Annotated in this window: 15 protein-coding genes; 2 read left to right on the top strand and 13 right to left on the bottom strand. The window is 26.1% G+C overall.

The window, feature by feature from the left end; translation table 11 throughout:
• Positions 1-523: 523 nt before the first annotated feature.
• From ACRC8M_RS01490 to ACRC8M_RS01450, 9 genes are all read right to left on the bottom strand, one after another.
• A complete protein-coding gene (locus tag ACRC8M_RS01490) occupies positions 524-1,729 on the bottom strand; it encodes a hypothetical protein (RefSeq protein WP_438527507.1) in 1,206 nt (401 codons plus the stop codon).
• Positions 1,722-2,702 carry a WG repeat-containing protein gene (locus tag ACRC8M_RS01485; RefSeq protein ID WP_438527506.1) on the bottom strand — a complete coding sequence of 327 codons (981 nt, stop codon included), beginning with the start codon at positions 2,700-2,702 and terminating at the stop codon, positions 1,722-1,724. The genes ACRC8M_RS01490 and ACRC8M_RS01485 overlap by 8 nt, the downstream gene beginning before the upstream one ends.
• Positions 2,689-3,108 carry a COG1470 family protein gene (locus ACRC8M_RS01480; RefSeq protein ID WP_438527505.1) on the bottom strand — a complete coding sequence of 140 codons (420 nt, stop codon included), beginning with the start codon at positions 3,106-3,108 and terminating at the stop codon, positions 2,689-2,691. The genes ACRC8M_RS01485 and ACRC8M_RS01480 overlap by 14 nt, the downstream gene beginning before the upstream one ends.
• Before the next feature lie 10 nt (positions 3,109-3,118).
• Complete coding sequence (locus ACRC8M_RS01475) at positions 3,119-3,436, bottom strand: LysM peptidoglycan-binding domain-containing protein (RefSeq protein WP_438527504.1); 318 nt, start codon at positions 3,434-3,436, stop codon at positions 3,119-3,121.
• A complete protein-coding gene (locus tag ACRC8M_RS01470) occupies positions 3,420-3,893 on the bottom strand; it encodes a hypothetical protein (protein WP_438527503.1) in 474 nt (157 codons plus the stop codon). The genes ACRC8M_RS01475 and ACRC8M_RS01470 overlap by 17 nt, the downstream gene beginning before the upstream one ends.
• A 67-nt stretch (positions 3,894-3,960) precedes the next feature.
• Positions 3,961-4,512 (bottom strand): hypothetical protein, encoded by a 552-nt coding sequence (locus ACRC8M_RS01465; protein WP_438527502.1) that lies wholly within the window; start codon positions 4,510-4,512, stop codon positions 3,961-3,963.
• 5 nt (positions 4,513-4,517) lie between these two features.
• Positions 4,518-7,190, bottom strand: coding sequence for a hypothetical protein (locus ACRC8M_RS01460; protein WP_438527501.1), 2,673 nt, complete (start codon positions 7,188-7,190; stop codon positions 4,518-4,520).
• 123 nt (positions 7,191-7,313) lie between these two features.
• Positions 7,314-7,859 (bottom strand): hypothetical protein, encoded by a 546-nt coding sequence (locus tag ACRC8M_RS01455; protein ID WP_438527500.1) that lies wholly within the window; start codon positions 7,857-7,859, stop codon positions 7,314-7,316.
• Positions 7,860-7,920: 61 nt separating this feature from the next.
• On the bottom strand, positions 7,921-8,679 hold the full coding sequence (locus ACRC8M_RS01450) for a hypothetical protein (RefSeq protein ID WP_438527499.1): 759 nt from the start codon (positions 8,677-8,679) through the stop codon (positions 7,921-7,923).
• Positions 8,680-9,255: 576 nt separating this feature from the next.
• Between ACRC8M_RS01450 and ACRC8M_RS01445 the strand changes: the two genes are divergently transcribed.
• Complete coding sequence (locus ACRC8M_RS01445) at positions 9,256-11,070, top strand: replication initiator protein A (protein WP_438527498.1); 1,815 nt, start codon at positions 9,256-9,258, stop codon at positions 11,068-11,070.
• Between the two features lie 747 nt (positions 11,071-11,817).
• Here the strand turns inward: ACRC8M_RS01445 and ACRC8M_RS01440 are convergent.
• The 4 genes from ACRC8M_RS01440 to ACRC8M_RS01425 form a co-directional block, all read right to left on the bottom strand.
• The gene (locus ACRC8M_RS01440; RefSeq protein WP_438527497.1) at positions 11,818-12,519 is read right to left on the bottom strand and encodes a hypothetical protein; all 702 of its coding nucleotides are present in this window, start codon (positions 12,517-12,519) and stop codon (positions 11,818-11,820) included.
• 375 nt (positions 12,520-12,894) lie between these two features.
• Positions 12,895-13,128 (bottom strand): hypothetical protein, encoded by a 234-nt coding sequence (locus ACRC8M_RS01435; protein WP_438527496.1) that lies wholly within the window; start codon positions 13,126-13,128, stop codon positions 12,895-12,897.
• Between the two features lie 148 nt (positions 13,129-13,276).
• Entirely contained in the window at positions 13,277-13,975 is a 699-nt protein-coding gene (locus tag ACRC8M_RS01430; protein ID WP_438527495.1) for a hypothetical protein, read from the bottom strand.
• A gap of 43 nt (positions 13,976-14,018) precedes the next feature.
• Positions 14,019-14,720 carry a ParA family protein gene (locus ACRC8M_RS01425; protein WP_438527494.1) on the bottom strand — a complete coding sequence of 234 codons (702 nt, stop codon included), beginning with the start codon at positions 14,718-14,720 and terminating at the stop codon, positions 14,019-14,021.
• A 148-nt stretch (positions 14,721-14,868) separates the two neighbouring features.
• Between ACRC8M_RS01425 and ACRC8M_RS01420 the strand changes: the two genes are divergently transcribed.
• Entirely contained in the window at positions 14,869-15,516 is a 648-nt protein-coding gene (locus tag ACRC8M_RS01420; protein ID WP_438527493.1) for a hypothetical protein, read from the top strand.
• Positions 15,517-15,572 lie beyond the last annotated feature (56 nt).

The raw sequence follows: 15,572 nt of genomic DNA, 5'->3' as shown, positions 1-15,572 counted from the left end.
AGACTAAAGAAATTTTGTTAATTGCTTAACTTATATTCACCAACCCTCTAACTAGGTTTTTTTGTTGTGTCTTGTTTTCCACGTTCCATATCTTCTATCATTAAATTTACTTAGGTCGTTACTATGAGCCTGTAAGCTAGATATTGCCTATAACAATATAGCGAATTTTATAACATAAACTTTTACTTTTCGCCACTTACATCACAAATATGTGACTATAACATTTCTATTATAACAAATTTTAGACCCGTACATTCGTAACTTTGTCAGTACTTGTTTTGTACATTCTAACCATATAAATTTGACTCCCGATCTATCATTATCTCGACCACCTCTGGTTCGCATTTCCTCAGCTTAACCTGTTAGGGATAACTCTCAACCGACTTCACCGAGCTTTATACCATTAAATTTAGTTAGAATTTAATCGCATATCGGAGTATTAGAGGAAGCATTTCAAGACGTTACTCCATCATTCTACTTCTCGAAAATATAGTTCTATACTATTTAGTTCAATATTTAAAATCTATTTTAGTATGTCGTAACTTTTCATTACGAAACGTGTCGCACTTATGTAATTTGTAGGTATACTCTCCTCTGTAGATAAATTTGGATCTCTTTCAAAAACTCCTTGTAAATTACCATCTAAATCCATAAAAACAGTAATACTCCCTCCAATACTAGAACCTACTCCGATTCCGTATCCTCCTGGACTTAATGAATCTAAATAAGCTGTTTTTAGATACCTCCAGTTGCTATTTCCTTCACTGTAAGAACTAGTGTCATATGACTCTGCAATAATTCCTTTTTTAGTTGTCTTTATAAAGTTACTTGATACTCTTTTATCCGTTAAAGATTCTATTACAAGATCATATAAATCGGTTATCTTAGAGCCATAACTTAATTTATTTATGGTTTTGCTTTTTTCATCATAGACATAGATGAGTACTTCTTTTGGAATTATATCCTCATATGTCAACAACATTTCATTTTCATTAAAACTATAATTTAGTTTACTATTTGTTCTTGTCTTGGATAATTTTATCGTGGTTTTTGTGTACCCTGGCTTCATTTTTTCTGTTATAAAAAGAAGTGACTCATTATTAAGAGTTATTCCATATTTTTCTCTTATACCTCTAGTATTAAATACTATTTGTTTTTTATCTAAATCAGCTTCACCCTCAATTATAAATTCTTTTTCATTGAATTTATTCGCTTCTATAGTCCAAACATTTTTTAATTCTCCTGTTTTTCTTTCAATTATTCCTAGATATAACTGTTCATTAGTATTTGTATTTATTACTATAAAATCTTCAAATTCATCGAAATGGATTTGTTCTTCACTGACAACAATCTTATTAATGTTTTTATTTAAATCATTAATATTTTTTTTCCCAGTCTTTGTTTTTAAATTTGGAAAATTATTTAAAGAAGTAGCTATGTAATAAATATCTTGATTATTCTTATTATTTTCTTTTGGTAAATAAAGCAGTATTTCTCCTGTTTCCCATAAAATTCCATTAATCGTCTTTTGACTTATTTTATTAACACTTATATTCATCTCAGCGTGCTCTCTATTTTTATTAGCTTCCACTGTTTTTACTTCTTTGTATGGATTTTCTGTAATTAATTGATTAGGAGCTTCAGGTGGTTCTGCAAAACTCACAATAGTTAATAATGATAGTAAAAATCCTATTAAAGCCAAACTAATTTTTCTGGTTTTTTTACTCATTGCTTTTCTCCTTTTTCATCTCTGAAATATATTTTTCTATCTCTTTATTACTTATATTTTTTACAAGTTGTAATTTTAAATTAATTACATCTGACGTGTTATTTTTTAACTCGCCTATATATATATATTCATCAATTTTTTTTATATTTTCATATTTTTCATCAGTTGAAACCTCTTCACTTAAAAAAGCATAAGCACCAATCTCACTGCTCCCCGCTCTATATTCATTATTTCCCAGTTGTTCTATAAAATCAAAAGAACTTGAAATTTTCTCATTTTTCAAATTATATAAACTATATTTAGAATCTTTGTATCCTATAAATATTTTATCTATAAAAGTTGAAATCTCTCCATACTCATTTGGAACTATTATCTTCCCATCATAGCCTATAACTCCAAATCTATTCTCTTTAGAAAATATAAGCACTCTTTCGTTTACTTTGTAAATCTCATCAATATCTAAACTTTTTTTTCTTTCTAAATCATACGAAAAGTATTCACTATCATCTTTAAGTATAAATAGATTATTCTCTCCAGTGTAAATTTCACTATATTCAAATGGAACTATCACTTTTCCATTTTCATCTATAACACCTATTTTTTCAGCTTTCTTAGCTAAAGCTTTACCATCTACAAATATTCCAATAGCATCATACTTTAGAGGGATTAGAGTATCTCCATTTGATTTAATATACCCATACTTCCCATCTTTTAAAATTAAAATAGGTCTATCTTTTTCTATTACCCCAATATTTTCAAGATTATTAAATTTTTTTATCTTATTTTTAGTGAGAATAGCTAAATTTATTTTTTCATTTTTCTGTACATACACATTTTCTATCTCTGTTTTTAAATATTCGTTTTTAATTTGAGCAATCTTCTCAACCTGTGTCTTAGTAAAAAATATATCAAATACAATAGCTGCAATTATCACAACTAAACTAATTATTTTAAATTTATTAAATCTGTTCATTATTCTCTCCAATGTATCCTGTCATATTTAGTTTTAAAAGAGTAAAAAAGTTAACCTTATCATTTTTTTCTTTTTTAGGAACTCCTACCTCTTTCACTATTAATTTTGCTTTATACTTTCCATTTGCCGCATTTTTGGGAGGATTTATTGAGATTCGTATCTCTTTTTCTTCCAGCGGATTCAAAGTGATGCTCTGAGGGTATATTTCTCCCCATTTGCCCATGTCGTTCGCTTCACCCTCCTCTAAGTACACCCGATACCTAATCTGCTTTCCAGACCCATTATACAGCTTAAAAGTTTCATTAGCTCCAGCTGTAATATTTTTTTCAAATTTTGTAGGATATATATTTATATAAGAAAAAGCAGTATTTGAAAAAATTATAAATATAAAAAATAATATCTTCATCCCCTAACACCTACTCTATTATTAAATTTTGTCCAATGATTATTAAATCTATATTTTTAATATTATTATCTCTGGCAATTTTTTCTACAGCTTTTCTATATTTTAAAGCAATCTGTGATAATGTATCCCCTTTTTTTATTTTATGTATGATTATACTTTTATCAAACAAGGGAGATGTCTTTATAGTCTTATCATCTCTAGATATGTTGATAACTAGATTATTTTCAACTTGTCTTACTTCAGCTTTAAGTTTATCTAAATTTTTACTATAAGCTAAAGTTGTTAAACAAAACATTATTAAAATTGTATTTTTATATATTTTTATCATCTTTACTCTCCCCATTGTCAACTCCCCTAATAGGTTGACCATACTGTTCAACTATAATGGGAACATAACCAATATATTCTCCCTCTAAGTCTTCAGCTTTTATCATTTGGTCATTTAATTTTCTTCTTTCAATTATTGCAAAAATTTTTACAAGTTTTCTCTCTTTTGTTACTCTAAATGTTTTATCAGAGTCTTCCATAATATATTTATCAATCTGAACCCATCTTTTTTTATTAGTCATCAATCCCTTTTTAGGAAATCTAAAAACAAATTTTTTATTTCGATCAACCTCTAAGTCATCACTTATAACTTCGATAGTTCCTCTTCCAACAACTAAATCGCCAACGGCTTTAGTATTTACACTTTCAAATCTAATAGGTTCATGAATTTTTAAAGTAATTTCACTATAACTTTTAACATAACTTAATAACATCAATACCCAAAATATATTTTTCATCTTCATCCTCCTCTTGATTAAAGAAAAAGGAAAGAAAAAGGGAAACCTTTTCTTTCCTTTATTTCTTTTATTCCCCTACTTCAACAGTTACATAAATTGTCTTGTTATGTTTTCCCTCTTTTGAAATTTTTTCACCATATATCTTCACATAGTTATCTCGTGAAATTTTTTCATTTATATATTTTGGAGAATGGATATATGTGTCTGGGTTCCCATCACCATCTATATCTATAACACTCTCACTATATTTTATAGAATAATAATCTTTTTTCTCTGGTGCTCTATTTAACTCAATTTCAAAAGGAATATCTTTTATCTGATTTCCTATTACTGTTGCCTCTATATTAATATCAGATACTACTTCTAAGGGTATAAACACATCCACTTTAGCTTCCATCATAACAGTGTATGTCTTTTCCAAATATCTCAAATCTTCTCCATCTACATCCAATCCAGATTTTTTTATATCTGGAACTTCAAAGTCATTATTAGGAGATTCTGGATTCGCTATTCCTGGTGGTAATGGTATTGGTGGAGTAAAATCACCTTTGGCGTACGCTCGTCCATTTTTTAAAAAGATTAAAGAAATTAAAAAAATCAATATTTTAAAGTTTTTCATAATATTTATCTCCTTAATCTAGCCATATTTTTTTTAAATTCCGAAGTATTTATAGCTATATTATCATTACTAATTTTCAATAGTACAGTGTTTACAGAACTTTCTTTAGAATACTGTAACTCTATCTCTTCTCTAATTGTTTTTAAATCATATTTTGTTCCAACATATGTAACTTCAATATAATACTCTTTTGGGAAGAGTCCACTCATATCAAATAATCCTTCATTATCTGGAGCAGCAGTTTCAACTACATTACCGTTTAAATCTTTTAACTCAATTATTAAGTCATTATAAAACTCAATTTTTTCATCTGCATTTAAATTTAACCCCTTATCTAACTGAACATTTCCACTCATTGTTAGCATTGGTTTTATTGGTATATATGCCTCAATCGTTGACGAGAAATTACTTTTTATCTTTATTTTATTATTTCCCAAAGTAAATGATGGTTTTTTTATAGTTACTTTCATATCATAAAGAACACCATTTCCTATACCGTAAAACATTCCTTCTCCAATTTCATTAGTTACAACAACTTTATCTCCTAGATTAACCTCTACTCCAGGAACTATTTCTTCATTATTATCATAAATATCATTATTGTTACCATCTATGAATGTGATTACTTTAACTCTTGAATTATCCATAGTATCTAAATTAATTGTAGGATTTTTTAAATCTATTACCTTGTCAACTCCGATTCTGTGGTTTCTTGAACCATCATCACTTAAATTAGTATCTATTTTCAACCAGTTATCAAGTTTCATAGAGAATTTAAAGCTAACTTTTTCTTTATCTTTCTTTGAATAAGCCAGTTCTGTAGTGAAATCAAGGAATCCACCAAAATTGTTATTGTATAAACTAATTCTTGATTCATACTCATCACCATTTTTAGTCCATACATTTTCTAATCTTCCTGTTAATCTCTCCCATCCACTATAATAAACACTAGCACGATACTCGTTGTTATCACTATCATTTATATCAATAGATGTTCCTGCACTAAATAGATATTTATTCCATGTGTAATCACTATCTATCGTAATTTTCTTTGATTTTTCATCATCATCATATTTATATCTTTTAATTTCATAAACATATCCAACATCTGTATTAGATAAAATATCATATTTTAAATCCAGCTTATCTCTATTTTTTTCATCATAATAATCTCCAAACTCTTCATGTTCATATATCAATTTCCATTTAGAATAGTTAAATTGATTCAGATATTTGTATGAGTATCGTTCCTCTAAGGAGATATTTTTTCTCTCATTCTCAATCTCTTTATATGAATTATAACTATTTAAAGTTTTTGTTCCAGATAGATTAAATATATATGAAACTGCGTTGTAAGTTCCTCCATAGACTAAATCTAACTTTGCACTATCTAAATATTTTGTCTCAGATTTTATATTTCCAGTTTTATCTCTTCCTACATCTATGTCCTCAATATCCCTAGAATATCCAAATCCCATAGTTAAATTATTAGTAATACCATAGAACACATCAACATCAGTTGTATAACGATCATACTGACTATTTTCATTTACAGTTAATCTATATTCAACTTGATTTTTTTGTTGTAAATTATAGTCTTGTACTGTCTTTATCTCTTTTTCATATATTCTACCATCTGGTTCATAAACTCTTAAAACATAAGTTCTATCAGTTCTTATAAGTGGATTATCAAATTCTACAGTACCATTGTCTTCATCTTTAATTTCGATAGGTGTCCCCATATAAATTAGTTCTACTCTACTTCCTAGCGGTACATTTTCCCTAATTACAACATGACCACCTGAAGTTTCATAGTATCCTTTGTCTTTGTAGAATGATACACCCCATTCTCTTTTATCTCCACTTCTCCTATTTTCAATATCTAAGTTGTGCCCTTTCCAAATATCGTCATATTCTAAACGAACTGTATTTAGCTCTTCCTCTTTTAAATCATAATCAGCTGTAACTTGTCCATATAGTAATCCACCTTGATATCCTATATTTCCATCCCAAGAGCTTTCATAGCCTCTTTTACCAGCTCCCTTATCAAAGTTCTGTCCCAACTGAACCCTTGCATACCCTAAGTCAAATAATTTTCTTTCAGAGCTAAAAATAAGTTCTTCCTCAGTATCTTTTCTTATAAGCTTATCTTTGGATATATCAAGAAGTTGTTTTATTTCACCTGGAGTATCAAAAGATAGATACATTCTTATTAATAATTCATCTGGACTCATAGTAATTGTCTTCAAAAATGTTTCTGAAAACTTATCTGTTTCCAAATAAATCTCTCCATTTTCCTGAAAAACAGAGTCGGTGTTTTTTAATTCTATCTTAACTTCTCTCAGTGATGATCCTAAATATAAAATTAATTCATTATTTTTTTCTATATAATTTTTAAAATTAATATATTTAAAAAATTCTTTTAAAGGAAAATAATATTTCTTATTTTTCTCATATACTTTATAAGTTCTTGACACAAGCTTAGAATTTATATTTAAGTCATATAAATTTTCTTCTGATAAATTTTCTGAATTTAATTCTGATTTTAAAATTTTAAAATCCTCTTCAGATATTAATCCTTGATTTTTTAAATTTAAAAGTTCTTCTATAGTGTAGTCTTGACAATATAATTGTATTGATCTTAAAACTAACATAATCAATAGAAACTTATATTTCATGATAAACCTTTCCCCCTCTATTCCAAATTTTTTAAACACTCAAATTTTATGTCTTTAATGTTTAAAAAATTTGGAATGCAATGTAGCATTCCAAATAAATTTTATTTTATTATCTATTTTATCTTAGTTTTGACCAGTTACAGCTACTCTTAAGTTCATTGATCCGTCTGAGTAGTTTCCTATTTCTGTTACAGCAGTCGCATCTGCTTGTACAAATATTTTACCTGTATAATCTTTGTTACTTCCTTTTCCAGTTGTTAATGTATAAATTAATTTAACATCTTTTGCTGGTCCTGCTGGAGTTATTACATCTGTGTCTTTATGTTCTATTCCCTCACCATTATATAGTTTTATTACTGGATCACTATTAAACTCTACTCTGTTACCATCTTGAGTAAGATAAACATCAAATCCCCCTGTTAAAGCTTCAGTTTTTTGTCCTTTCATTACATCTGGCATTTTAAATGCAAATGAATTTCCTGTTGGTCCTGCTGCTGCTGTTATATCAACAACTAATGATAACTGCATTGGATCAAATACTTTTCCTTCTACTTGAATATTTAAATTCGCTGTTGCATTTCCATCTTTTACAGGTACGATTACTTGGTTGCCCTGCCCGTATGCCATTGTTCCTAAAACTAATAAAGTTCCTAATAAATATTTTTTCATAATTTAAACCCTCCTGCTTTTTTTATTTATTATATAAATAGACTTTTATGTCTACCTTATATTACTTGTCGATTTTAATTCTTTTTACAACTTCTCTTGTATTTGAAGGTGTTCTGTAAAAAATAATTTCTTTTAAGTCTTTTGGATTTTTTATCATTGGGAATTTCAATTCAATTTCTTTGTTTTTAGTATTTGCTGGAATATTTCCAATATATGAACTTCCATATAAAAACTCATTTGTTCCATAGGCCTCAGCTCCAAAATCTAAACTTGCATAACTATTATTTGATAGATTTCCTTTAACTATAATACCTTTGTGAGAATCTTTCATAACTTGTATATTTTCAAATTTTAAAGCTTCATTAAAGTTTATATCTCCAACATATCCATTAAGTTCAATTATCGGGGCGATTGATATATTACTTGTTCCAGATATTATTCCTTCTTTTCTTTTTGCTAAAGTAGGAATATTTACTGGTTGAAATTGTAATTTAAAATCATATTCCTGTTTTTTAACATCTTTAGGTGTTTTTGCAAAAACTTTAATTGTTCCTTTTGATTGAGGTTCTATTGTTATTACTTTTGGATAAATCTCTATAAATTTTGAAGCGTCTTTTAAAGAACCTGGTAAGATATTTATTTTATATCTTTGTTTTGTTAAATATTTGTTTTTTATGTAAAACTCTCTATATCCTCCATCTGCTCCATCCATTCTTTGATTAAAATATATATTTTGTAATTCAAATGAATAAGAATTCAGTGATAATAAACCAAATAAGCTAATTAGAATTTTCTTTTTATATTTTTTTAACCAAATCACAATTAAACACTTCCTTTTCAGTTATCTTAAATTTTTTAATTCTACTTAGAATATCATATTATTATTTTTAAAATTTCCATTTTTGGACTTTTTTAAATTTTTTTTAAATGTTTAATTTTGCATTGTTTATAGTTGTTTATATTGTTTATATTGTTTATATTGTTACCTTGACAAAAAAAGAACAAAAAAACATATGATTAGTCCTTGATTTTATTGAGTTTTATAGTGATTTTAGGTATCCTCACTGAACAGGGTTTGTTATCCTCACTGAACAGGGTTTGTTATCCTCACTGAACAGGGTTTGTTATCCTCACTGAACAGGGTTTGTTATCCTCACTGAACAGGGTTATCTATAAATAGACCCTTTTATCCACACATTCTAGGTATATTTTTTATAGAATTGTATTTATTTCTAAAAATCCACATAACATAGGTGTATTTTTAAATGAAATCCACATTCTAAAGGTATATAATAGTTGAGGTTTATTTTAATTTATGTTAGAATATTTATGAGATAAATTAACTACACCTATGGAATGAGGATATATTATCAAATAAAGGGAGAGTTTGGTGGGGATGAAAGATAACTTTATAAAGGATGAGTATATAGATTATACAATAGAAGAAACAATTGAAGAGGATTTAGTTATAGATGACCAATTAATTACAGATGGTGCTTTAGTTAGAATTGATATGAATATAATACAGCATCCACTTTTTTCTAGAAATACAAGAAGGAAGATAAATCAATCTGTAAAATATTATTTTAATAAAAATCGTGATGTATATATACAGGTAACACCACCTGTAGGTGAAAGTATTCCTGGCGAGTATGATGAGAGAGTATTTATAGCTCTTTCAAAAATTATGAAAAAAAGAGGATTTCCTAAATCTTTTATAGTTGCTAACTATGAAATAATAAAGGAGATGAATTATGAAAAAGATAAAAATTCTTATAAAAAATTAAAGCAATCAATAAGAAGATTGAATAAAACAAATTATACATTTAAAAATACAATGTATTCTAACAGTAGTAAAGGGATAATTAATAGAGAAATAGGTACAAATATTTTTAATATAGAGATTATAGATTTAAAATTAAAAAATAATGAGAAAATTAGACAAGATATCTCTGATGCAAGGATAAATGAGGTCTATAAAATAAGCATGAGTGACCATTTCTATGAGAATATCTTATCTAAAGGGTATTTAGTATATGATAGTGATATATTGTTAAAAATAAGTACAGGAACAGCTAGAACTTTGTATATGCTTATAGAAAAACTCAGGTTTAATAATTCAGCGTTAGAGTTAGATTGTATCTTTTTAATAAAAAGGATTCCTTTAAAATTAGAAAAAAAAAATATAAGTAGGACGATTGAAATTTTAAAGCATAATTTTGAAGAGTTAAAAAATTTAAAATTGATAGAAAATTTTGAAATAATAAAAGAGAAAACTTGGACAGATTCACAAGTTAGGGTTACTTTTAATGAAAAAATTATTGAAGAGAAACAGAATAGATTTTTTGAAGATAGAAATGAATTTAGAAGAATGACTACTTCATTGATGATCAGTGAAACTGAAAATAATTTACTTCAGAATTTAGAATTGAATGAGAATGAAAATTTAAAAGATGTTACACCAACTGAGAAAGTTGTACCGACTAAAAAGATGATTGCTGAGATTATTGCAATGATGCCATCAAAAGCAAAAACATTGAAAACAATGCCTAAAACTGTAAATGATGCAATACTAGAATGGGGATTACAAAAAGTTGTGAATGTTGCAAAATATATGAAAAAAAATAAAATTGAAAAAATAAGGGCATATTTTTTAAAAGCATTGGCTGAAAATTGGGATATAGATCACGAAGAGATTCAAACTTTAGATTTTAATGAAAAAAGAATAGAAAAAGCTGAAATAGTAGTTAACGAATTTGAAATAAGTGAGGTTGATATTCAAAAGATAAAAGAATATTTTAATAGCATTAGTGAGGATGAAAAAGCTGAGCTTGAAAAAATAGTTTATAAAGACTATATAAAAAAATGTGGTTCAGAAAGCAAAATTCAAAAGTTAGCTTTTACTAGAGGGAAAAGTAAAATCATTGAGAAATATATTTTTGAAAATATTGATTTTAAAAAAGTTAACGTAAGAGAGATAGAAAAAAAAGCTGTTGAAGAGATGGATGCTTTTAAACTAAAGGAGTATATTTTAAATAGTTTAAATGCATATAAAACATTTTTTGATTTTACAGAGGATGAGTTTAAAAGATTATATACGAATATTTTTATTAAAGTAACTAAGTATTTAATATCAAATACATTAACTTTAGAAATGACCAATAAAATTTTAGAAGATGAATTAAATAAACTTCAGAAAGATAGGGGTTAGACCTTCAAAGTATATTGTAGCTGTTTAAATATAAAAATAAAGATCCTTTTTTCAGCTATTTGGAAAAAAGGATCTTTTCTTTTTAAGGATTCTTATGAGTCAGATACTTCCCACGGAGCTCCGCCCTCTATTAGGGCGATGGGGGTTCACATGGTATAATTTTTCAGTAGTTGCCTACCTCTAGAAAAGGGGTGACGTTTACAAATGTTAAGAATCGTATTTATAGTCCTTTTTTTCCTACTAGATACTAGGTAACCGTTGACTAGGTGTTCGCCCACCTAGTCTTTTTATTTAAGAATAATTGGTTTATTTTTGTTTTATTTCATGAAGCTTTAAGTATTTTAGACTTGCATAAAGAGCACTAAAAATTGAAAAAGCTAGCCCCTCAATACCATCTAAAAATCCAAGTCTAAAGATATACCTTCTAAGGAATTTAAATATGGGATTTAAAACTATATTGAAAAGCCCAGCACTTTTCTCCTTATTAAAAACTCTCTTCACCTCCTTTTATTTAATTTTAATATAATTTATGTAAATCTGCAACATTATTAACTCCAATAAAATAGTTCCTTTTTTATTGGAGATTCTAATTTTTTATATTATACTTTCGGAGTCTAAGAAAAACCCAATTTGAGAAAGATGATGATTCTTATCTCAACTGTTTCGTTTCAAACAGTTAAAAAAGTTCTGTAGCCCATTACTACAAAATTTTTTTACTAATTAAATTTAAGAAGTTTTTTACATCTCCTATGGATTTTTAATTCTATATTTTAATATATAATCTTGGTAAATTTTTTTTAATTCTTCAATTTCATGTAAAGAGAATCCTTTATTAATAAGAATATCAAATCTATATCCATCCAAATCACAAACAAACTCTTTATTTTCATTTATCATTATGTTTGTAAATTTTCTGTATTTTGAATATATCTTTGAAAGTTTTTCTCCTTTTAACAACTGAGTTTTTATTTCCCAATTAATCTCTAATTTTTGAAATTTTTCAAATTTCTTTTTTAATTCTAACTTTAGTGTATCTTCAATTGATAAATGTTCTATTACATATTCGTTTAGATCTTGAACAAACTTATTTCCTCTCTTTTTTAATATCTCTACTAGTTCTTTAAATCGAGCTTCATATAAATATTTTTCTATTTGAATTAAATAATTAAACTTCAAATGTGGTATTGAAATAACTTTTTCACTTTTCTTTACAACTTCTCTTAATTCAGTATTTTCTGTATAATATTTTTTTAGTTGTTCTTCTATCTCTTGCCAATTTTTCTCTTGTTTCTTTTCATTATCTTTCTCTATAAACAAACTATTTTTACATTTTAAAAAGCCATCTTTTTTTCTGATTTCATTTTTCAATTTTTCAATTTCAATTTCTAACAATTCATTTTTTAATATTAATTCCGACTCTTTTTTAGATTTAAATAATTTTTTCAACATGAATTCTTTCCTCCTTTTTTAAATTTTTATTGCGGATTCTTTAAATAATAAGGTAATATATTAGTGCATTCAACCAATCAAATTTTAGTTTGCACAGTCATGGTAATTTCTATTTTTAAGAAATTTATCATTTGCCAAAAGTTAAATTTTTGGCAAGTTTAAGTTTTCCAACCTGATTTTATAAAAAATAAATGTTTACAAGGATAAAAGGAGTTCGAGAGAATTCCTTTTTATCTTTTTACTAGATATTACTTTCTCTCTTGTCTTTTTGATTTTTTAAAGCTTCTCTTACTTCATCCATTATAGTAGCTGTATAAAAATAAAGATCTTTTTTTCAAAATAGCTGAAAAAAGGATCTTTTCTTTTTAAGGATTTTTACAAACCATAGTATAGTAAGTATAACAAGTATTTTTCTCTTTTATTTTTTTCTTCTGCCTGTTTCAGTTCATACTCTTTTTTATTTTGAAACTCTTCTTCAGTTATCATTGTTTTTTCTATTTTCAGTTCATTTCTTTGATTAAGAAATTCTGATTGGGTTGCAATATATGTAAGCATTAAAAAACTCAAAAATATAGAAAGCCATAATTTTAGTTTTAATAAAAAATTCATCTTAAATTCTCCTTTAGATATTTGATAAAAAACAAAAATAAAAAGAGCTTAACTCTGTAAAATTAAGCTCTTTTTATTTATATTTTTATAAATTTAGGGTATATATATTATAGCAAATTGTTTTTAAAATCCACAATAGAATTTTTAATTAATTTAATATCTCTTCTATTTTCTTTAGATATTTTTGTAATTCTCTTTTTTTCTTTTCATCTAATTCTTTTATTTTATTATCTACCTCAGACGAAAACTTTATAAATTTAGGGATATAATTAAATTCTGTAATAACTTCTCTTGATTTTTCTGATATTGGAATAATTATTTCCTGATTATCAATTAACTCCACAATCTCTTTTTTGTTTGCCCCTTTATTTATTAGTTCAATAAACCTGTTTTTATTTTCCTCTAAATAGATCAAATCGATATATTTTTGTGGTAATAGTAAAATAATATTTTGTTTATTTAAAGTAACACTATTATAAAGTTCATATCTTTTTCGATATCTAAGAGCAGTACTTTTACTGATATTATTTGCTAGTAACCATTTTTCATAAAGACCCACATATTTACTTCCTTCTCCACCTAACTCGTCAAAAACATTTTTAAAAATTTTTCCTGATTCTATTACATTTTTTGCCTGAACTTTAAACAGTTCTATAGAACTGCTCAACAATAAATTTAGTATTTTTTCATCTGTTGTAAGTTCTTTAAATAGACTGATATCTATAACATCCTCTATTTCTTTTTGACTAATTCCATCAGTTGGAACTATATCTTTTTTTTCTAATTTAGTTTCACTCAAAAGAGATTTCATATTATTAAAAATTTTATTTTTATCGTTTTTAGCCATTTTTCCCTCCAACTTAACTTGAAACTGAGTTCCAAGTTGGAACTCAGTTTTGAATCTCTTTAATAAGTGAGATTAATATTTTTTGAACTTCTGAAGCTGATTTATTTTGATATTCCCAGATAGTTTTCTTTTCTTCTAACATCCCCTCTATAAAAGAGAGATTTTTAATTGGATCTGTAACTAATATAGGATAATCTTCCAATTCGTTTTTAAGCATACTATAAAATTCTTTTTGAACTTTTGTATCTTTATAGTTATTTGTAACAATAGCTTTAACTTTATTTATATCAATTGTTTTTAATAAATTTAAAACTCCTTCTAAAGTTACTGAGTTTGCAAAATTTGGAATTAATATATATTCGGATTCCTTTAAGAATATCTCATCTATTTTTAGAGTTGGTATACTATCAATAATAATATAATCAAATTCTGATTTTATTCTATTTAAAAATACAGGAAGTTCTTTTATAAATTGGTTTGAAAATTTTACGTCTTCGAGAGGTAAAAAATAAAGATTACTTCTTAATCTAAAGTATTCCCCATCTTTTTTTAAAACTTCAGCTTTTAATCCTTTTCTAAAGGATTTTTCTCCTCTAAATAGATAGTTAAATACATTATTTTGAGGATCTGATGTTAAAATTAAAACCTTATTTTCTAAATAAGATAATCCTGCTGCTATTTGAGTTGCTAAAAATGTTTTTCCAACTCCACCTTTGTTATTTTTTATAGCTATAATTTTTCCCACTTATAAATTTCACCTCTAAATATTATATTTTACATATTATATCGGATATATTCATATAAGTAAAGTGCAAGAAAGTATAATAAATTTATTGCAGATTTAATTAGAATTTGTTATAAAATATTATTTAAATAAAAATTAGGGAGGAGAAATGAATTTTCAAAAAATAAAAAATTTAATGACTAAAAATAGCATTTTATTACTTGTTATTTTTATCAATATTTTTCTAATTAGGTTAATATATTATAACTATGGTGCCAATGGAAAAATATTAGTTCTTTTATTAATTTCAATAGATATGAGTATATTATATCTAAAAGTTACTTCAAAATTTAAAACATCTTCATTTTCTATTGAAAGTGAACAAAAAATTTTTGAATATGATGAAAGTAAATATAACAAACTTGTAGATTTAAGATCAAATTTTATAGTTGGGACATACAGTTTTATTTCTACTATTGTTTTTTCTGGAGTTTTATTTCGATTTGATATATTTGATATAGCAAAGAAAATGGGATTTGCAAATATGAGTTTTATTTTTTTTGTTTTAAGTTTTTTAGGAAGATTTTTATATGAACATTTTTTAAATCAAATAAAAGTTTATGAAAGTGCTTTGAAATGTGAAATTTTATTTGAAAATATGCCTATTGTTTATTTTGGAAAAATTTTAGTTACAGGCATAGTATGTATGAGTTTTGTTTTTTTAATTGGTCTATTAGGGGTCCCGTCAGGAAAACGCGGAATAACAACGCTAAGGATTTTCCTGACCATCTATGACCCCTTTATTTTCAATGCTTAATCTATATTTAGCTCTCTTAAAAATTCTAAAGAAGTTGTACAACAATCTGAATCAAA

The sequence above is a fragment of the Cetobacterium sp. genome (assembly GCF_051653945.1).
GTDB lineage: Bacteria > Fusobacteriota > Fusobacteriia > Fusobacteriales > Fusobacteriaceae > Cetobacterium_A.
The sequence above is the reverse complement of the archived record's forward strand: the minus strand, read 5'-3'. Positions and strand labels throughout refer to the sequence as shown.

What these genes read in the sequence shown, in the direction of transcription:
- ACRC8M_RS01490 (WP_438527507.1), bottom strand. Translation starts at nt 1,729, where the DNA reads ATGAGTAAAAAAACCAGAAAAATTAGTTTGGCTTTAATAGGATTTTTA.
- ACRC8M_RS01485 (WP_438527506.1), bottom strand. Translation starts at nt 2,702, where the DNA reads ATGAACAGATTTAATAAATTTAAAATAATTAGTTTAGTTGTGATAATT.
- ACRC8M_RS01480 (WP_438527505.1), bottom strand. Translation starts at nt 3,108, where the DNA reads ATGAAGATATTATTTTTTATATTTATAATTTTTTCAAATACTGCTTTT.
- ACRC8M_RS01475 (WP_438527504.1), bottom strand. Translation starts at nt 3,436, where the DNA reads ATGATAAAAATATATAAAAATACAATTTTAATAATGTTTTGTTTAACA.
- ACRC8M_RS01470 (WP_438527503.1), bottom strand. Translation starts at nt 3,893, where the DNA reads ATGAAAAATATATTTTGGGTATTGATGTTATTAAGTTATGTTAAAAGT.
- ACRC8M_RS01465 (WP_438527502.1), bottom strand. Translation starts at nt 4,512, where the DNA reads ATGAAAAACTTTAAAATATTGATTTTTTTAATTTCTTTAATCTTTTTA.
- ACRC8M_RS01460 (WP_438527501.1), bottom strand. Translation starts at nt 7,190, where the DNA reads ATGAAATATAAGTTTCTATTGATTATGTTAGTTTTAAGATCAATACAA.
- ACRC8M_RS01455 (WP_438527500.1), bottom strand. Translation starts at nt 7,859, where the DNA reads ATGAAAAAATATTTATTAGGAACTTTATTAGTTTTAGGAACAATGGCA.
- ACRC8M_RS01445 (WP_438527498.1), top strand. Translation starts at nt 9,256, where the DNA reads ATGAAAGATAACTTTATAAAGGATGAGTATATAGATTATACAATAGAA.
- ACRC8M_RS01440 (WP_438527497.1), bottom strand. Translation starts at nt 12,519, where the DNA reads ATGTTGAAAAAATTATTTAAATCTAAAAAAGAGTCGGAATTAATATTA.
- ACRC8M_RS01435 (WP_438527496.1), bottom strand. Translation starts at nt 13,128, where the DNA reads ATGAATTTTTTATTAAAACTAAAATTATGGCTTTCTATATTTTTGAGT.
- ACRC8M_RS01430 (WP_438527495.1), bottom strand. Translation starts at nt 13,975, where the DNA reads ATGGCTAAAAACGATAAAAATAAAATTTTTAATAATATGAAATCTCTT.
- ACRC8M_RS01420 (WP_438527493.1), top strand. Translation starts at nt 14,869, where the DNA reads ATGAATTTTCAAAAAATAAAAAATTTAATGACTAAAAATAGCATTTTA.